This window comes from Curtobacterium sp. VKM Ac-2884, assembly GCF_015350945.1.
Lineage (GTDB): Bacteria > Actinomycetota > Actinomycetes > Actinomycetales > Microbacteriaceae > Curtobacterium.
In genome coordinates, this window is the sequence record NZ_JADKSA010000001.1 from 711,378 (window position 1) to 730,627 (window position 19,250).

Annotated in this window: 12 protein-coding genes; 9 read left to right on the forward strand and 3 right to left on the reverse strand. The window is 72.6% G+C overall.

Going from position 1 to position 19,250, the window contains the following annotated elements:
* Window positions 1–12 precede the first annotated feature (12 nt).
* Together ITJ60_RS03495 and ITJ60_RS03500 are read right to left on the reverse strand one after the other, a co-directional pair.
* The gene (locus tag ITJ60_RS03495; protein WP_323749085.1) at window positions 13–882 is read right to left on the reverse strand and encodes a UbiA family prenyltransferase; all 870 of its coding nucleotides are present in this window, start codon (window positions 880–882) and stop codon (window positions 13–15) included.
* On the reverse strand, window positions 879–1,802 hold the full coding sequence (locus ITJ60_RS03500; protein WP_111084731.1) for a DMT family transporter: 924 nt from the start codon (window positions 1,800–1,802) through the stop codon (window positions 879–881). Before ITJ60_RS03500 ends, ITJ60_RS03495 begins: the two co-directional genes overlap by 4 nt.
* A 71-nt stretch (window positions 1,803–1,873) precedes the next feature.
* Between ITJ60_RS03500 and ITJ60_RS03505 the strand changes: the two genes are divergently transcribed.
* The 6 genes from ITJ60_RS03505 to ITJ60_RS03530 all read left to right on the forward strand — a co-directional run bounded on the left by ITJ60_RS03505 (window position 1,874) and on the right by ITJ60_RS03530 (window position 9,088).
* Entirely contained in the window at window positions 1,874–2,722 is an 849-nt protein-coding gene (locus ITJ60_RS03505; RefSeq protein WP_131880419.1) for a LysR family transcriptional regulator, read from the forward strand.
* Between the two features lie 45 nt (window positions 2,723–2,767).
* Window positions 2,768–3,580, forward strand: coding sequence for a fructosamine kinase family protein (locus ITJ60_RS03510; RefSeq protein ID WP_194646933.1), 813 nt, complete (start codon window positions 2,768–2,770; stop codon window positions 3,578–3,580).
* 207 nt (window positions 3,581–3,787) lie between these two features.
* Window positions 3,788–5,962, forward strand: coding sequence for an ArnT family glycosyltransferase (locus tag ITJ60_RS03515; protein ID WP_228509696.1), 2,175 nt, complete (start codon window positions 3,788–3,790; stop codon window positions 5,960–5,962).
* 35 nt (window positions 5,963–5,997) lie between these two features.
* Window positions 5,998–6,720: a response regulator transcription factor gene (locus ITJ60_RS03520; RefSeq protein ID WP_323749086.1), complete on the forward strand. Its 723-nt coding sequence runs from the start codon at window positions 5,998–6,000 to the stop codon at window positions 6,718–6,720.
* The gene (locus ITJ60_RS19235) at window positions 6,717–8,294 is read left to right on the forward strand and encodes a sensor histidine kinase (RefSeq protein WP_194646935.1); all 1,578 of its coding nucleotides are present in this window, start codon (window positions 6,717–6,719) and stop codon (window positions 8,292–8,294) included. The genes ITJ60_RS03520 and ITJ60_RS19235 overlap by 4 nt, the downstream gene beginning before the upstream one ends.
* Before the next feature lie 305 nt (window positions 8,295–8,599).
* Window positions 8,600–9,088 carry a hypothetical protein gene (locus tag ITJ60_RS03530; RefSeq protein WP_194646936.1) on the forward strand — a complete coding sequence of 163 codons (489 nt, stop codon included), beginning with the start codon at window positions 8,600–8,602 and terminating at the stop codon, window positions 9,086–9,088.
* Window positions 9,089–9,140: 52 nt separating this feature from the next.
* Here the strand turns inward: ITJ60_RS03530 and ITJ60_RS03535 are convergent, their stop codons facing one another.
* The gene (locus ITJ60_RS03535; RefSeq protein ID WP_194646937.1) at window positions 9,141–9,971 is read right to left on the reverse strand and encodes a helix-turn-helix transcriptional regulator; all 831 of its coding nucleotides are present in this window, start codon (window positions 9,969–9,971) and stop codon (window positions 9,141–9,143) included.
* 131 nt (window positions 9,972–10,102) lie between these two features.
* Here ITJ60_RS03535 and ITJ60_RS03540 point away from each other — a divergent pair, with 131 nt between their 5' ends.
* From ITJ60_RS03540 to ITJ60_RS03550, 3 genes are all read left to right on the forward strand, one after another.
* Entirely contained in the window at window positions 10,103–11,389 is a 1,287-nt protein-coding gene (locus tag ITJ60_RS03540) for a glycosyltransferase (protein WP_228509697.1), read from the forward strand.
* A gap of 328 nt (window positions 11,390–11,717) precedes the next feature.
* Window positions 11,718–17,285, forward strand: a complete 5,568-nt coding sequence (locus ITJ60_RS03545; RefSeq protein WP_194646939.1) for a glutamate synthase-related protein — start codon at window positions 11,718–11,720, stop codon at window positions 17,283–17,285.
* On the forward strand, window positions 17,282–19,072 hold the full coding sequence (locus ITJ60_RS03550) for a diflavin oxidoreductase (protein WP_194646940.1): 1,791 nt from the start codon (window positions 17,282–17,284) through the stop codon (window positions 19,070–19,072). The genes ITJ60_RS03545 and ITJ60_RS03550 overlap by 4 nt, the downstream gene beginning before the upstream one ends.
* Window positions 19,073–19,250 lie beyond the last annotated feature (178 nt).

Genomic DNA, 19,250 nt, shown 5'->3' on the forward strand with positions numbered 1-19,250 from the left:
CACGGAAGTGCGTCAGGCGACGAGTCGCGCCCCGGCGAACCCGAGCTCGACGACGAGCACCAGGGACGACGCGATGACGAGTCGGAACAGGGTCCGCGACGCCCGTCCCGCCAGCACCAGCCGGACGCCCACCACGGCGAGCGCCAGCACGACGACCGCTCCGACCACGGCCAGTACGACCCCGACGCCGCGGACCGGGTCGTCACCGAGCACCTGTCCGCCGAGCACCAGGCCGGCCGCGACGACGAGCGACCCGAACGCGACGATGCCGGCTCCCCGGAGCCCGAGGCGGTGCGGGAACCCACGGACCCCGGTGGCGGCGTCGTCCACCAGGTCGGGCAGGACGTTCGTGCAGTGGATCGCGACGCCGAACACCGCGCCGGTGGCGATCGCCCACCACGCCGGCCACAGCGCTTCGGGACCGGCGGCCACCGCGACCACCGGCAGCAGCCCGAACGCGACGACGAACGGCACGACCGACCACACGGTGCGCTTCAGCCCGGCGTCGTAGGCCCACCCGGCAGCCACGAGCACCAGGTGCGCGACGGCGGCGACGGGTCCGAGGAACAGCGAGAGGACCACGGCGACCCCGGCGGTCACGAACGCCGCCGTGCGGACCGTGTCCACCGCGATGAGCCCGCGGGCGACGGGCTTGTCGCTCCGGCCGACGGCACGGTCGCGGTCGGCGTCGATCCAGTCGTTCGCCAGGCCGATCGACAGCTGCCCGGCGACCACCGTCAGCGCGACCAGGACCACGAGCCACACCGGGTGTCCGACCGCCGCGGCGATGACGGCGGCGAGCACCGTGACCGTGACCGTCGGACCGGGATGGGACGAGGCGAACAGCAGTCGCACCACGTGGGGGTCCTGGCCGGGGGTCACCCGGCCAGCGTACGGGCGGGGCGTGCCGGGCGACGCAGACTCCGACGGCCGAGCACCCCCGAGGCCAGCGCGATGCCGAGCAGCACGACCAGTCCGCCCACCGGCTCGTTCCACCGCACGCGCTCACCGAGCACGAGCACGCCGAGCGCCACGCCGACCACCGGCGTCAGGTAGGTGACCGTCGACGCCCGACCGGCGCCCCACGCCTGGACCAGGCGCGTGTTCCACGCGTAGGCCAGCCCCGTGCCGACGCAACCGAGCGCGACCATCGCGGCCACGATCCTCCCGTCCAGCTGTACCGGGCCGGTGGCGATGGCGGGCGCGACCAGCAGGAGCATGCCCGACGCCAGCGTGAGCTGCACCGTCGCGATCGTGACCGGGTCGTACGCGCTGCCCACCGCAACTCGGCGCAGGTAGGCGAGGCCGATGCCGTAGGACGCGGTCATGCCGAGCAACGCCACCTGCCCCGGGACGCTCGCCAGGACGGCCGGGTCGCCGAGCAGGTCCCACGGACCGACGAGCACCAGCACGCCGACGATGCCGACCACGATCCCGGCCACCTGCCGGCCCCGCAGCCGTTCGGAGGGCACGAGCACCGCGAGCGCCGCCAGCGTCATGATCGGGGTCGTCGCGTTGTAGATGCTCGCGAGCCCGGACGGCACGGTCTGCTCGGCCCACGCCATCAGCGACGACGGCAGGGCGTTCAGGAAGAACGCGACGACTGCCAGGTGCGCCCACACGCGGGGCTCCCGCGGCCAGCGTCGACGGGTCGCGAGCAGCAGCACGACGAGCGTCACGCCGCCCAGGACGGTCCGCACGGTGGCGACCTGCTGCGGTGCGAGTCCGTCGAGGCCGATCTTCGCGAAGAGGAAGCTCGACCCCCAGGTGAGGGCGACGAGACCGTAGAGGAGGGCGTTCACGTGGCCTAGTGTCGAACCACCCGCACCCATGCGGCAAACGCATGGGGTTCATGTCGACATGAGGAACACGCATGACCGTCTCGGTCCCCCAGCTCCGTGCGTTCGTCGCCACGCTCGACGCCGGGTCGTTCACGTCCGCGGCCTCCGTGCTCGGCGTCGGCCAGTCGGCCGTCTCGCACGCCGTCGCCGGGCTCGAGCGCGAGGTCGGCGGGCCGGTCGTCCGGCGCGGTGCGGTCGCCGTCCCGACGCCCCTTGGCGACCGCCTGCTCGCCCACGCCCGCAGCGTGCTCGCCTCGGTCGACGCCCTGGAGGCAGTGGTCCGGCCCGCCACGGCGCGCGGCACCGTGCGACTCGCGGCCGTCCCCACCGTCTGCCAGGGCCTGCTGCCGCGGCTCCGCGAGCTGTGGGCGGTGACGTTGCCCGACGTCGACGTGCAGGTCTACGAGGGCGACGACGACGAGATGCCCGAGTGGCTCGAGAGCGGCACCGTGGACGCCGCCGTGCTCGTCGACCCCGCGCCGGTGCCGGCCGGGGGCGTCGTCGTCGCCCGGGACGAGATGGCCGCCGTCGTGCGGCGCGACCACCCGCTCGCCGAGCTGCCCGCGCTCACGCTCGACGACCTGCACGAGGACGGCCTGGTCGCGGGCGGCGGCGGGTGCGAGTACCAGATCCAGAAGCTGCACGAGCTCGACGGACGCCCCTTCCGGTACGCCCACCGCGTGCGGGAGATGAGCACCATGTTCGGGATGATCGAACGGGGCGAGGGCGTCTCGATCGTGCCGACGCTCGGCCGGGTGATGCTGCCGCCGGACCTCGTGATGGTGCCGATGGCCCGGCGACTCGAGCGGACCCTGGTGCTGAGCGGGCCGTCGTCGCGCGAGTGGCACCCGCTGGCGAGGGCGCTGGTCGACGCGGTCTGACGACCTGCTGAACGGACGACGGGGACCCCTCGGCAGGATGGACCGATGGCCGAGACGCACGTGAAGACCTTCACCACCCCGGACGAAGCGGCAGCCGAAGCCGCCGGCCTCGGCTGGCTCGCCGAGGCCGAGGACGTGGGCGGCACCAGGATCGCGCGGGTGCTGGACCGGCCGAGCCCGACCGTGCTCGACCTCGAGCTGATCTCCGACGGCTCCCCCACCGCCGCACAGGCCGAGCGCTTCGGACGCTCCCTCGCGCACACCCACGCCGCCGGCGCCGACCACTGGGGCGCACCGCCCGCCGGCTGGACGACGGGCGCCGCGCTGCGGATGGGGCGGTCCCGCACGCCGTTCGTCGACGCCGTGCACGCACCGAGCACGTGGGGTGCGTTCTTCGCCGAGTACCGCATCCGCGACTTCGTCCGGCGCATCGTCGACGCCGGCGGGTTCGACCACGCCCAGGCGGCCGTGTTCGACCGGGTCGCCGACCGGGTCCAGGACGGCACGCTCGGGTCGCCGCAGCCCGCACTCGTCGGGGACCGGCCCGCGCGGTTGCACGGCGACCTGTGGGCCGGCAACGTGCTCTGGCCGACGGAGGCGTCCGAACCGACCGGCGCGGTGCTCATCGACCCGATCGCGCACGGCGGGCACGCCGAGACCGACCTGGCGCTCCTCGGACTGTTCGGACTGCCGCGCCTCGAGACGGTGCTCGCCGCCTACGACCGGGAGTCGCGGCTCGCCGACGGCTGGCAGGAGCGCGTCGAACTCCACCAGCTCGCGCCGCTGCTGCTGCACGTGTTCCTGTTCGGCGGGTCCTACACGGGGGCGGCGCTGCACGCGGCGCAGCGGTACGCCTGACCCGGCACGGTGCGGGTTCTCTCGCTCGGTGCGAGGTTGCGCGCTCCGTGCGGCGCTACAACCGCGCACCGAGCGGTCAACCCCGCACGGGCCGGACGACCGCGCACGGTGCGCCGCACCGTCCGCGCCGGCCGCGCCCGACGTTCCTTAGGCCGCGCACAGCCGGCACAGTGCCGCGTTCGGGGAACGCCCCGGATGCTCATCGACATGACCACGTACCCGGTACCCGTGACCGATCGACGCGATGCCGCGCACACCGACGCGCAGGATCGGCGTCGCAAGCCGCTCGCCCGCCTGTTCCTCGGCGAGCGCGAGGACGCCCGCTGGCTCCGGCCGGCGTTCTGGGCGCTCCTCGCCCTGACCGCCGTGGTGTACCTCTGGGACCTCAGCGTCTCGGGGTACGCCAACAGCTTCTACGCCGCCGCCGTGCAGGCCGGCACGAAGTCGTGGGAGGCGTTCTTCTTCGGCTCCCTCGACTCGTCGAACTTCATCACGGTCGACAAGCCCCCGGCGTCGCTCTGGGTGATGGTGGTGTCGGCCCGGCTGTTCGGCTTCTCGAGCTTCAGCCTGCTGCTCCCCCAGGCGCTCATGGCCGTCGGGTCCGTCGCACTGGTGTGGGGCACGGTCCGCCGCACCCTCGCCCGCGTCGGCACCACCACCGCGAACGTCGGCGCCCTGCTCGCGGGCTTCGTCATCGCGGCCACCCCGGCGGCGGCCCTGATGTTCCGCTTCGACAACCCGGACGCGATGCTCGTGTTCCTGATGACCGCCGGCGCGTACTGCACCGTGCGGGCGCTGCCGCGGGGCAGCTGGAAGTGGATCGCGCTGGCCGGGGTCGCCCTCGGCTTCGCGTTCCTGACGAAGATGCTGCAGGGGCTGCTCGTCCTGCCGGCCTTCGGCCTCGTCTACCTGTTCGCCGCCCGTACTACCTGGGGCAAGCGCGTCATCGGGCTGCTCCTCGCCGCGGGGTCCCTCGTGGTGTCGGCCGGCTGGTGGGTCGTCGCCGTGTGGCTGTGGCCAGCCGAGTCCCGCCCGTACATCGGCGGCTCGACGAACAACACCGTCCTCGACCTGGTGTTCGGCTACAACGGCCTCGGTCGGATCTTCGGCGGCTCGGGCAACGGCGGCGGAGGCGGCGGCATGACCGGCGGTACCGCGGGTGGCTCCTTCGGTGGCTCGACGGGCCTGAACCGGCTGTTCTCGTCCGAGATGGGGCTCGAGATCTCGTGGCTCCTGCCCGCAGCGCTCATCGCGCTGGTGGTCGGTCTGGTCGTCGTCGGACGCCGTCACCTGGCCGACCCGGCCCGCGCCGGACTCGTCCTGTGGGGCGGCTGGCTCCTGGTCACCGGACTCGTGTTCTCGTACATGTCCGGCACGATCCACCCGTACTACACGGTCGCGCTCGCTCCGGCGATCGCCGGACTCGTCGGCACCGGCGGCGCGCTGCTCTGGCACGCACGGGAGCGCTTCACCGGCCGGATCGGCCTGGCCGCCATGATCGGCACCACGGCGTTCTGGGGCTGGTGCCTGCTCAACGAGAACCCGACGTGGCTGCCCTGGCTCCGCTGGGTGATGCTGGCCGGCGGCTTGCTGTCCGCAGCGCTCGTGGTGATGGGCAGCGTCCCGACGCTGCGGAAGCTCGTCACGGTCGGCGTGCTCGCCGGCACCCTGTTCGGGCTGTCCGGCACCACCGCCTACGCCCTCGCCACGACGACCGTCGCGCACTCCGGTTCGATCCCGAGCGTCGGTCCGGCGGGCAGCAGCTCCGGTGGGATGGGCGGCGGCACCGGTGGCTTCCCGGGAGGCACGGGCGGACCGGGTGGGTCGACCTCCGGCTCCGACGACGGCGGCTCCGACAGCACGTCCGACTCCCAGCAGGGTCCCGGCGGGACCCCGCCGGAGGGCGCGTCCGGCGAGGCGCCGGAGATGCCGGACGGCACGTCCGGCACGGCACCGGGCAGTGGCCAGGACGGCACGGACGACGCGACCTCCGAGGGTGGGTCGGGGACGGGCCTCCAGACCGGGGGCGGTGGCGAAGGTGCGTCGACCTCGTCCGCCCTGCAGGAGCTGCTCGAGGCGTCCGACGCGAAGTGGGCGGCCGCCGTCAACGGATCCCAGTCGGCCGCGCAGCTCGAACTCGACACCGACACCGCCGTGATGGCGATCGGCGGCTGGTCGAGCGACCCGGCACCCACGCTCACCGAGTTCAAGGCCTACGTCGCCGCAGGGGACATCGGGTACTACGTCTCGTCCGGCTCGGGTGGCGGCGGGATGGGCGGCGGGTCGTCCACCGCCTCGGCGATCCAGGAGTGGGTCGCGGCGAACTACGAGTCGACCACGGTCGGCGGGCAGACCGTCTACGACCTGAGCACCGCCAAGTGATCGACGACGAGGGCGCGGTGGATAGGCTCGCGGACGTGACCGGCCAACCGCTGCAGCGCACCGACGGCACCCCCGTCCGCGCCCTCGTCGTCGACGACGAGCACGCCCTGGCCGACGCCGTCGCCCTGGCGTTCGAGGGGGACGGCTGGGCCGTGCGGTCGGTGCACCGAGGCCGCGACGTCCTGTTCGCCGCGCGGGAGTTCCAGCCCGACGTCATCGTCCTCGACGTGATGCTGCCGGACATCGACGGCTTCGAGGTGCTCGAACGGCTCCGCGACTCCCGCGACGCCGTCCGTGTGCTCTTCCTCACCGCGCGCGACGCCCCGGAGGACCGGCTCGCCGGACTCACCGGCGGCGGCGACGACTACCTGACGAAGCCCTTCGGCATCGACGAGCTGCTCGTCCGGGCGCGGATCCTGGCACGGACCTCCGCTCGGGTCGCTGCGGTGGGCGGGAGCGCTGAGGTGGTGGTCGGTGACCTCCGCCTCGACGAGGACGCCCGCGCCGTCAGCCGTGCCGGCGAACCGATCGAGCTCACCCCGACCGAGTACGAGCTGCTGCGGCACCTGGCGCGGAACGCCAACCGGGTGCTCTCGCGGGAACAGCTGCTCGCGGGCGTCTGGGGCATGGACTTCGGGTCGTCGTCGAACCTGGTCGACATGTACGTGTCGTACCTGCGGAAGAAGCTCGACGCCGGACGCGAACCGATGCTGCAGACGGTGCGCGGGGCAGGGTACGTCTTGCGGCCGACGACGTGACCCGCCCCGGGAAGGCGATCCGGGCCCGTCCGACCCGCGCCGGACGGGTGCCGTCGTTGCGGTGGCGGGTCGTGGCGGCCGTCGCGCTCCTGCTCGTCGCGACGAACGTCGTCGTCGGAGCGGTGACCGTCGTCGCGTTCCGGGGGTACCTGGTCGACCGCCTCGACGCGGAGCTGTCGACGGCGGCGAACCGGACCGTCGGTGGCCGGGACGGTGCGGACGCTCCCACCGGCCCGCCGCCCGGGTCGTCGTCGGGATCGTCGTCGGGATCGTCGTCGGACCGTCCGGATCCGGACAACGCCTTCATCGGGGCGCCCGGCCAGTCCGCCGGTACCGTCGTCGCGATCGTCCGTGACGGCGACGTCGTGCTCGGCGGGTACACCGACAGCGACGGCGACCAGCACGGGCTGTCGTCGGCGCAACGGCAGACGCTCACCGCGGTCGACAGCGGCGCCGACCCGGCGACGATCGACCTCGGCTCGCTCGGCACCTACCGGGTGCAGGCGGTCGGGGACGACGGCGACGTGTTCGTCACCGCACTCCCCCTCGGCGACCTGAACGCCGCCATCGCCCGCCTGTTGCTCGTCATCGGGATCGTCACGGTGCTGGGCCTCGTCGTCGCCGCGTGGGCCCTCGCGTTGCTCGTGCGGCGGTCCCTCCGACCGCTCGAACGCGTCGCCGAGGTCGCCTCCGGGGTGACCGACCTCGACCTGGAGCGCGGCGACACCGACATCCCGGTGCGGGTCGCCGACGCCGACCTCACTGCGAACCGCGAGGTCGGGCAGGTCGGCACCGCGCTGAACCGGCTGCTCGGGCACGTCGCCCGGGCGCTCACGGTGCGCCGCGACGCCGAGGCCGGCATGCGGACCTTCGTCGCCGACGCCTCGCACGAGTTGCGGACGCCGATCGCGACCGTCCGGGCCTACGCCGAGCTGACCGCGCGCTCGTCGGACCTCGACGCGATCCACCGGAACGTCGACCGGATCGGCCGGGAGGCCGTGCGGATGGGCGACCTCGTCGAGGAGCTCCTGCTGCTCGCGCGGCTCGACGCGACGGCCCTGGCGTCCGGGGCTCCGGTGTCCCCGATCGTGCGCGAACCCGTCGACCTGACCTCGATCGTGGTCGAGGCGACGATGGACGCCCGGGCCACCGCGCCCGGGCACCGGTGGACCCTGCAGATCGTCGACGACCACCCGCTGACCGTGACCGGCGACGCGGAGCAGCTGCGCCGCGTCGTGACGAACCTGCTCGCGAACGCCCGGACGCACACCCCGACCGGGACCGCGGTGGTGGTGTCGTTGCAGCGGGTGGGGCCGTCCGGTGCTGGTGCGGCCGCTCGCCTCGTCGTGGCCAACGACGGGCCGCCGATCCCGTCGGAGGCCCTGCCGACGCTGTTCGACCGGTTCACCAGGGGTGAGGCCTCGCGCACCCGTGCGCCGGGACAGGGGACGAGCGGCCTCGGGCTGGCGATCGTGCAGGCCGTGGTGTCGGCGCACGGCGGGAGCGTGCGGGTGGCCTCCGGCCCCGGTCGGACGGCGTTCACGGTGGACCTGCCGGGGCAGTCCGCTTCGTGACGTCCGCCACGACCGCTTCGCCCGCCTCGCCCGCCCCGTCCGCCTCGCCCGCTTCGTGACGTCCGCCTCGCCCGCTTCGTGAGCAGAAAAGGTCGCGTGCTCTGGCGCCACTCGACCATTCCTGCTCACGAAGCGCACTCGCGACCAGCGAGGGTGGCACACCATCGCGGCGCCGGACGGATCGTCAGACGATCGTCCAACGTCCGGGCTGAACGCGTGCAACCCGGCACCCGGCGACGCAGGCTGGGTCCTGTCCGAGCTGGACGACCCACACGGGTCACCACCGCAGAGATGGGAACACGATCATGAACTCGTTCAAGCGCACGTCCGTCAAGCTCCTCGCCGGCACCGCACTCGGTGGCGCCGTCATCGCCGGGGCGTTCGTCGCGGCACCGGCACAGGCCGCTGAGCCCGCACCGAGCACCTCGGCCTCCGTCGGCGGCAACGTCAACGTGAACCTCGACCCGGTCGCGATCGTCAACGCGATCAAGGACGCCGTGAACGACCAGAGCGACCGCGGCGGAGCCGTGCAGGCCGCGCTCGACGTCGGCTACTGGAACGCCGGCAACCCCGACCGCCTCACCGTCGCGGTGGTCAACAAGAACCAGGACATCACGGTGTCCGGCGACGTCGCCGACGCCCAGTCGATCGACATCAAGGGCGGCAACTACGTCATCTACTGGTTCAAGGGCCCCGGATCGATCACGAACAACGGCGACGGCGGCTGGCTGAACTGGGGTGCGTTCGGCAACATCGAGCGCATCGACAACGTCATCCACGTGAACGGCGGCTGATCCGCCGGCGCTGATCCGTCGACACTGCACGACGCCCCCGGGGACCACGGTCTCAGGGGGCGTCGTCGTGCGTGGCGGGACGCTCGGCGGCGGGCTCGATCGCCGGGGGCCAGGTCCGTGCTGCACCGCGGACCTCGCGCCGTGCGCGGATCCACCCCTTCACGAAGGCGACCGACACCAGCGCCGTCCGGTTCGGCGCCTTCCACGACTTCATCAGCCGTCCGAGGTGCCACGCGACGGCCTGGCGACTGTAGGCCGTCTCCTTCGCGATCTCGTCGTTCGAGAGCCCCTGCGCGGCGAGCGCGAGCATCTGCTCCTCGGTCTCGTCGAGGCCGGGCGCACGGGCGACGAGGTCGATCTCCCCGGTGGTGACCGCCGCCGCGGACTCGCCCGCCGATCGCCGTCGCTGCTGGGCCCAGGCCTCGGCCCAGCACGAGCCGAGTTCGTGGGCGACGAGCGAGGCGCGGCTCATCGCGAGCATCGTCCGGCCGGCGTGGTCGAGCGTGACGGCGTGGTCGCGGGCGGCCGTGTGCATGACGAGGGCGAAGACCCGGATCGCCGGGAGGGCCCCGCGGAGCACGACCGACAAGTCGACGCGGGGGTCCTCGGCACTCGCAGCCGCCACCGCGCGCAGTTGGTCGAGGCACTCGCGGTCGACGGGTTCACCGCGCTCAACGGCCCGCAGCGCGGCGGGGAGCACGAGCGGGACGATCTCGGCGTACCGGCGTCGCAGCCAGTCGTGGCCGTCCGGTCGGATGCCGTGCAGCGGAGGCGTGAGCAGGAGCTCCTCGAACTCCGGGCACCGCTCGTCGAGCGCCAGGCCGAGCCGCTCCCCCGGGAGCAGCACCGCCGATCGGTGTGCGTCGTCGCGCTCGGTCGTCATCGTCCGTCGACCGTATCCGCGCGACACCTGTCGTGTTCGACCGTGACGTGAACGGTCGCCGAACGCCGTTCTTACCGGGCGCACAGCGCACTGCCTCGGTCCGCATGTGCCCGCTGCCGAGCATGAGCGGCATGACGGAGACGAACCAGACCCTCGACATCGACATCGTCGTCCCCTGCTACAACGAGCAGGACACGCTCGCGGCCCACGTGCGACGCCTGCACACGTTCTGCCGGACGTCGTTGCACCACACCTGGCGGATCACGATCGCCGACAACGCCTCGACCGACGACACCGCGCGGATCGCCGACGACCTGGCCGCCATGCTGCCCGGCGTGCACGCGGTCCACCTGCCCGAGAAGGGTCGTGGGCGGGCACTCAAGGCCGTGTGGGGTGCGTCCCCGGCGACGGTGCTCGTGTACGTCGACGAGGACCTGTCCACGGACCTCGCGGCACTCGAGCCGCTCGTGGCGCCGCTGCTCTCCGGGCACTCCGACCTGGCGATCGGCACGCGGTTGGCGGACTCGTCGCGGGTGGTTCGGGGCAGCAAGCGCGAGTTCATCTCCCGCTCGTACAACCTGCTGCTCCGCACGACGATGGGGGTGTCGTTCTCGGACGCGCAGTGCGGGTTCAAGGCGGTCACGAAACGGGCGGCCGACCAGCTGCTGCCGCTGTGCGAGGACGACGCGTGGTTCTTCGACACCGAGATGCTCGTCCTCGCCGAACACGCGGGGCTGCGCATCCACGAGGTCCCGGTGGACTGGGTCGACGACGTGAACTCGTCGGTGCAGATCGCCTCGACCGCCACCGAGGACCTCAAGGGCATGTGGCGCGTCTCGCGGGGCATCGCCAGCGGGCGAGTGCCGGTGGGTGCCGTGTACGAGACCATCGGCCGCCGTCCGTTCACGCCGCCGCACGTCGGGTTCCTCGGGCAGGTGCTGCGCTTCGGCGCCATCGGGGTGCTGTCGACCGTCGCGTTCGCGGTGCTGTACGCGCTGTTCCGTCCGGCGATCGGGGCGCAGACGGCGGACTTCACCGCCCTGTTGCTGACGGCGATCGGCAACACCGCACTGAACCGGCGCTTCACCTTCGGCCTCCGCGGGCGGGCTGGCGCGGGTCGGCACCACGTGCAGGGGCTGGTCGTGTTCGGCATCGCGTGGGCGATCACGTCGGGGTCCCTGGTCGTGCTGCACAGCAGCGTGTCGGGAGCGTCGCACGGTGCCGAGATCCTGGTGTTGACGGCCGCCAACCTGGTCGCGACCTGCGTCCGGTTCGTGCTGTTCAAGGCGTGGGTGTTCCGCAGCGGCCGCCGCCGCCCGGAGCTCATCCGCCCCGGCACGACCCCCGCCGCCGACGCCAGCACGGCGGTGACGGAGCCGATCACCGTCGACGAACGGACCGGCGAGCGCGCGGCCTGACACCGTGCCGGGCTCGCCACTCGGTGCAGGGTCGTTCGGCACCCACGGCCCGCCGCACCGTGCGTTGTGGCCAATCCCGTGCGAGGTTCCACGCTCCGTGCAGCGCAACAACAGCGCACCGAGCGGGCAACCTCGCACCAGCCGGACAGGCGCGCACGGTGCGCCGCACCGCGCGGTGTTGCGTGGGCGGTATACCGCGCCGTAGCATCGCCGTACCGCACCACAACCCCACAGGGCCCGACTGCCAACACCGGTCTGCCCGCGGCGAGCGCTCCATCGATGCAGCCTGGCCGTCCGCTGCCGGCAACGCCCCACTGGACCCGCACACGTGAACCCCACATCTTTCGGTCTCTACGACCCTGCCCGCGAATCGAGCGACTGCGGCGTCGGTTTCATCACCCGACTCGACGGCACGCCCCACCACGACGTCATCCGGAAGGGTGACGAAGCGCTGTGCGCCATCCCCCACCGCGGCGGCAAGTCCGCCGAGGGTGTCGGTGACGGCGCCGGTGTGAGCATCGACCTGTCGGTGGAGTTCTTCAGCGCCATCACCGGCCAGGAGCTCCGCGCCGGACACTTCGGCGTCGCGAACTGCTTCGTGCCGAGCGGCGCAGGTGCGGCGGCGGACGCCGAGCGCGCCCGTGCGCAGCAGACCGTCACGGACGCCATCGAGACCGAGGGCTTCGAGCTGCTCGTGGTCCGCGACGTGCCGGTGGACCACTCCGTCGCCCGACCCGAGGCCGAGCAGTACCAGCTGCCGATCGTGCAGTGGGTCTTCCGCGCGCCCGAGCAGTGGGACCGCACCGAGGTCGACGCGGCGGCGAACCGTGCCCTCCTCGCGATCGAGTCGGTGTCCTACGGCGAGGCCGCCGAGCAGCGCGCCGAGCACGCGGCCCTGTACCCGCTGTCGCTCAGCGCCCGGACCCAGATCCTGAAGGGCCGTCTGAACTCGGGCGAGGTCATCGGGTACTTCACGGACCTGCGTGACCCGCGTCACTCGGTGCGGACGCTGTACTTCCACACCCGCTTCTCGACGAACACCGAGCCGCACCCGACGATGGCGCAGCCGTTCCGGCTGATGGCGCACAACGGCGAGCTGAACACCGACCGGAAGAACCGCCTGTCGGACGAGGCGCTGGCGCGTGCCCGCACCCGCAGCATCGTGCGCCCGCCCGGGCAGTCGGACTCGAGCCGCCTCGACCAGACGCTGCAGAGCCGCGTGTTCGACGACGGGCTCGAGATCGTCGAGGCCGTGGTCTCGCTCATGCCGCCGGCGTGGGAGAACGACCGCACGCTGACCGCCGACGTACGGGACATGCTCGAGTACTTCTCGCTGTACGAGGAGAAGAACGACGGCCCGGCCGCCGTGATCTTCAGCGACGGCGACGTGGTCGGCGCGCGCCTGGACCGCCTGGGGCTGCGTCCGCTGCGCACCGTCGAGACCACCGAGTACCTGATGGTGTCGTCGGAGGCCGGTCAGGTCACGTTCGACGCCGACGAGGTCGTGCACCGCGGCCGCATCGAGGCCGGCGGCATGCTCGTCGTCGACCACCGCACCGGCACCCGGATGCGCACGGACGAGGTGCTGCGCATGCTCGCGGCCCGCCGCGACTACGGCACGCTGCTCGACGCTGCCCGTGTGGACCTCGACGACCTGCCTGCTCCGGACTACGAGCGCACGACGACCACCCTGGGCTACGAGGGCGACCTGTCGCTCGCCGGCCGGTACGTGGCGTACTCGCTGAACCAGGAGAGCTTCCGGTTCATGCTCGACCCGATGCTGCAGAACGGCTCGGAGCGGATCTCGGCGATGGGCTACGGCAACGCCATCAACGCCCTGAGCGACACCGAGGGCGGAATGGCGAAGTACTTTTCGCAGCGCTTCGCCCAGGTGACGAACCCGCCGCTCGACTCGATCCGTGAAGCCGACGGCATGAGCATGCGCGTGGCGCTCGGCGCGAAGCCGGACGGCACCGGTTCGACGAGCCGGCAGCTCGTCGTGCAGTCGCCGATCCTCGGGCACCTGGACATGGTGCGCCTGCGCGACCAGGACATCGTGCCGCTCGAGCGCTTCGACATGCTCTACGTGCCGGTGCTCGGCGACGAGCAGGCGAACGCGGACGCCGTGCGCGACGCCGTGGACGCCCTGTGCGACGCCGTGGAGCAGTTCGCGGGGACGTCCGGCGGCATCGCCGTGCTGACCGACCGCGAGGTCTCGTCGACCCGTGCGCCCCTGCCCGTGATCCTGGCCGTGGCCGCCGTGAACCAGCGGCTCATCGAGACCGGGCTGCGCCTGCGGGTGTCCGTCGTCGCCGAGAGCGGTCAGCTGCCGTCGTCACACCACGTGGCGACGGCCCTGGGCTTCGGCGCCTCGGCTGTGTACAGCTTGAGCGCGCGCCTGCGTGCCGAGGAGAAGTACCCCGCCGCGCCGGCACCCGCCGGCGAGCTCACCGCGACGGACCTCGCGCTGAAGCAGTTCCGCAAGGCCGCCGAGAAGGCGCTCGCGAAGACCATGGGCCGCGTCGGCCTCTGCACCGCCGAGAGCTACATCGGTGGCGCGTTCTTCGAGCCGAACTACCTGGACACCGGCGACGACGTCCTGGCGCGGGTGTTCCCGCACATGCAGGCCCCGGTGGGCGGCGTCGGCTTCGCGCGCATCGCCCAGGCGGCGACCGACTGGCACGAGCGTGCCCGCTCGGTCGCGGCCGAGGGCCAGGTCCCCCTGCTCGGCCTGTTCAAGGAGCGCTCGGACGGTGCCGGCCACTCGTTCGGCGTCGCGAGCGTCCGCGGGTTCGGCGGCATGACCGAGGAGCGTCCGTCCTTCGAGCGCTCCGGCGACTCGGACGCACTGCGCCTGCTGACGCTCGGCCAGCTCGACGACTCCTTCGGCATCACCGACGCCGCGTACCGCAACACCGGCTACGACCGCCTCAGTGACACCGAGATCGACCAGCACCGGATCACGCCGGGCTACGTCACGTTCCTGCAGACCACGCACGACGAGCGGTCGCGCCGCCCCGCTGCGCTCCGCGACGTGCTCGCCCTGCCCGCGGACGTCACCGGCATCGACACGGCCGAGGACTTCGCCCGCGAGCTGGGTCGGTTCTCGACGACCGGCAACGCCAGCGTCACCGTGCGCGGCCTGTCCGGCTCGCGTCCGGCGTCCTCCGACGGTCTTCCGGGAGGCACGGAGCAGTTCCGCCTGCAGCTCGCGTCGACGGGCACCACGGGTGCACTGCGCCACCAGGCCCTGGCAGACGGCCTCGGGCTGCTGTACCCGGGCCAGGTCGACGTCGACTCCGTCGACGACACCCGGGTGACGCTCCGCGCCACCGGCGCGGCCGTCGGGCTGCTCGCCCTGCTCGAGAGCGCGCCCGACAGCGTCGAGCTCGACGAGGTCCAGCCGGCGCACGAGATCACCCGGACCCTGGCGTCCGGCGCGATGAGCCACGGCGCTCTCGTCGCCACCGCGCACGAAGCGGTGGCGCACGGCACGAACATGGTCGGCGGCATGTCGAACAGCGGTGAGGGCGGCGAGCACCACTCCCGCTACGGCACCATCCGCGGCTCGCGGATCAAGCAGTTCGCCTCGGGTCGCTTCGGCATCTGGGCGGGCTACCTCGCCGACCCCATGCTCGAGGAACTCGAGATCAAGATCGGTCAGGGCGCGAAGCCCGGCGAGGGCGGTCAGCTGCCCGCGCCGAAGGTCACGGTGGACATCGCCGCGGCCCGTGGTGGCACGCCCGGCGTCGAGCTCATCTCGCCGCCGCCGCACCACGACACGTACTCGATCGAGGACCTGGCGCAGCTCATCCACGACTGCAAGGCCGCCCGCGTCCGGGTGATCGTGAAGCTCGTGTCCTCCGAGGGCATCGGCACCATCGCGGTCGGCGTCGCCAAGGCCGGCGCGGACGTCATCAACGTCGCGGGCAACACCGGTGGTACCGGCGCCGCGGCCGTCACGAGCCTGAAGTACGCGGGACGTTCGGCGGAGATCGGCGTCGCCGAGGTCCACCAGGCCCTCGTCGCGAACGGCCTGCGCTCCAAGGTCACGCTCCGGTGCTCGGGTGCGCACCAGACCGGGTCCGACGTCGTGACGAGCGCCCTGCTCGGCGGCGACAGCTTCGAGTTCGGCACGACCGCGCTCATGATGCTCGGCTGCGTCATGGCGAAGAACTGCAACGTGAAGTGCCCGGCCGGCCTCACCACGAACGCCGAGGCGTTCGAGGGCGACCCGCGTGCACTCGCGCAGTACCTGCTCAACATCGCCCACGACGTGCGGCAGATCCTCGCCCGCCTCGGTCTGCGCTCGCTGCGCGAGGCACGGGGTCGCACCGACCTGCTGCAGCTCCTCGACCACCCGGCGAGCGTCGGGCGTCTGGACGCCCGCGCCCTGCTCGCGCAGGTGCCGGAGAAGGTCGTGACGGACCCGGAGTACCTGGAGAAGGACTTCCACACCGACGACGCGCTGCTCGAGCGCATCCGCACGGCGCTGGTCGACCACGCCCAGGAGCACGTGCTCGTGCACGGCGTCCTGCTCGGCAACAGCGACAAGTCCGTCGGCGGTCAGCTCGGCATCGACGTCGAGCGCCTGCTCAACCACGAGCTCCGCGCCGAGGACGTCCAGGGGCTGCCCGCCGTGGCGACCGACGACCGCGGGCGCCGCCGGCTGGTCGACGGTGCGGTCACGATCCGCACCCAGGGCTCGGCCGGGCAGTCGTACGGCGTGTTCAACAACGACGGCATCGTGCTCGAGCACACCGGCACCGCGAACGACGGCGTCGGCAAGAGCCAGAGCGGCGGTCGGATCATCGTCCGCGCACCGGGCGGCGGCAGTGCCGACCAGGGCGGGAACGTGCTGATCGGCAACTTCGCGCTCTTCGGGGCCACCGGCGGCCGCACCTTCGTCGAGGGCGAGGCCGGAGACCGCTTCGCCGTGCGCAACTCCGGCGCCACGGCCGTGGTCGAGGGCGTCGGCGACTTCGGGTGCGAGTACATGACGGGCGGCGCCGTGTTCAACCTCGGCGCGTTCGGCAAGGGCCTCGGCAACGGCATGTCCGGCGGGTTCCTGTACCAGTACGACCCGTCCGGTCAGGTCGCCCAGCGCGCGAGCACCGACTCGCTCCTCGTGTTCCCCGTCACCGACACCGAGCGCGGCGCGTTCCACGAGGCCGGCGCGCGCCTGCTGCTCGAGTGGCACCTCGAGGCGACCGGGTCGGCGCTGGCCGAGCGGCTGCTCGCCGACTGGGAGACCACCCGGCAGCACGTCTTCGTCGGCATGCCACGCGCGCTGCTGCTGTCGCAGGACGCCGGCGAGATCCTCGCGGCGGCCACACGCCCCGAGCTGCTCGACGAGCTCGCGACCTCGATCGCCACGGACAAGCTCCGTGCGTTCAAGGTCGACTACCGCGACCAGCGCACCGTCCTCGACGGCCGTGCCCCGGCGCTCGGCGACCAGGGCGACGACATGTTCTCGCTGCTGTCGTCGTACACGGTGCTCGGTGTCGCCCAGGACGTCGCCCTCGAGCGCGTCCCCGGTGCGGGGCCGAACGACCCCCGCGTCACCGAAGCGGTGAAGAACCTCGTCCTGACCGAGGACTTCTCGGTGAAGCAGCGCGTCGTGAAGTACCTGCGCGGCACGCTCGACCGGTTCGCGGACGACCAGCTCGCGACGCTCATCGCGATCAAGCGGCTCGACGACTACAAGCGTGCGCTCACGCAGCGGAACAACCGCAGCATGGACGCACCGGGCACCACGGGGTGGATCATGCACCAGAACGCCAAGAACGACGGCCGCGTCCGCGAGGCCCGCTTCGACGAGCTGCTCGCCACCGCAGCGCTCGAGGACATCGCCCGCCGTGCACCCCAGGCACCGACCGAGGCGGTGTCCGCGTGAGCCTGCTCCCCCCGACCGGATCGCTGATCCCCGTCGACGCACCGTTCTCGGCCGCCCAGGAGTCCTGGCTGGCCGGGTTCATCGCGGGCATCGCCGCCGCCGGCAAGAAGGCGTCCGGCGCCGCCCCCACCACGACGATCGACGTGCTGTTCGGCACGCAGACCGGCAACGCGGAGTTCCTGGCCGACGAGCTCGTCGCCGGGGCGAAGGCCCGCGGGCTCGGCGGCCGTGCCGCTGCACTCGACGCCGTCACCCCGGAGCAGCTCGCCGAGATGACCCACGTGCTCGTCGTCACCTCGACGTACGGCGAGGGCGAGATGCCCGACAACGCCGGCCTGTTCTGGGACGCGGTCCAGGCGTCCACCGTGCCGCGGCTCGAGGGGCTGCAGTACGCCGTCCTCGGCCTCGGGGACACCAGCTACGACGAGTTCTGCCAGGCCGGCAAGCTCCTCGACACCCGCTTCGAGCAGCTCGGCGCGACCCGGGTGCACGACCGCGTGGACTGCGACGTCGACTTCGAGGACGCCGCCGCACTCTGGAGCGCCGCCGTGCTCGACCGGCTCGCTGCCGAGGCCGGCGCGACGGGCGCACCCGGCGCGACCACGGGCAGTGGTGCCGGCGACGGTGCCACCGTGACCGGCGGGGCGGGCGCGGGCCGTGCCTCCCGGCCGGGGTCGCAGTGGAACAAGCGCAACCCGTACCCGTCGCGGCTTGCCGAGAACCGGTTGCTCTCCTCGCCGCGCAGCGCGAAGGAGATCCGGCACTACGAGTTCGACCTCGGCGACTCCGGCATCGAGTACGCCGCCGGCGATGCCCTGGCGGTCGTGCCGGTCAACGACGAGGTCTTCGTCGCGGAGCTGCTCGAGCAGGTCGGCGCGAACGGCGGCGAGTCGTTCGACGACCGACCGATCACCGAGGTCCTGCGGAGCGACCGTGAGATCCGCACGCCGTCGAAGGACCTCATCGCGGACCTCGTGCAGCGCGCCCCGGCGAGCGAACTCGCCGCGGTCGTCTCGCACGGCGACAAGCACGAACTGGACCGCTGGCTGTGGGGCCGTGACGTCCTCGACCTGCTGCGCGACGCCGGACCGGGCGCTCCCGGACTCGACGAGCTGCTGCCGAACCTGCGCCCGTTGCAGGCACGCCAGTACTCGATCTCGTCGAGCCCGCTGGCGCACCCGGACCGCATCCACCTGACCATCGCGTCCGTCCGGTACGGCGACCCGCACCGGATGTACGCCGGCGTCGCGTCGACGTTCCTGGCGGACCGGGTCGACCCCGACGGCACGGTCGACGTCTACCTGCAGCCGAACGCGTCGTTCGGTGTGCCGACGGACGCGTCCGCGCCGATGATCATGATCGGTCCGGGCACCGGCATCGCCCCGTTCCGCGGGTTCCTGCACGAGCGGGCCGCGGCGGGCGCGACGGGGCGCAACTGGCTGTTCTTCGGCGACCAGCACCGCGACACCGACTTCGTCTACCAGGATGAGCTCACCGAGCTGCAGGAGCAGGGCGTGCTGAACCGCCTCGACCTGGCGTTCTCACGCGACCAGGCCGAGAAGGTCTACGTGCAGACGCGGATGCGCGAGCAGTCCGCCGAGCTGTTCGCCTGGCTCGAGGACGGCGGCCACGTGTACGTGTGCGGCGACGCCTCGCGGATGGCGAAGGACGTCGAGGCCGCGCTGCTCGACGTCATCCGCACCGGCCGTGGGCGGGACGAGGACGACGCGTTGTCGTACCTGGCCGACCTGCGCCGCACGAAGCGGTACGTCCGCGACGTCTACTGAGCCGGCAGCGCCCGCCCGATCCGGGCAGCAGAACGCCCGGGCAGCAGAACGCCCCGGAAGCGGAACCCGAATCCGACTGCCGGGGCGTCCTGTGGAAGGGTGCCGGTCAGTGAGGCCTGACCGACGAGCCCACTGGCGTGACGCAAGGACCCGGGTGCGATGACCCGGCTTCCTGGAC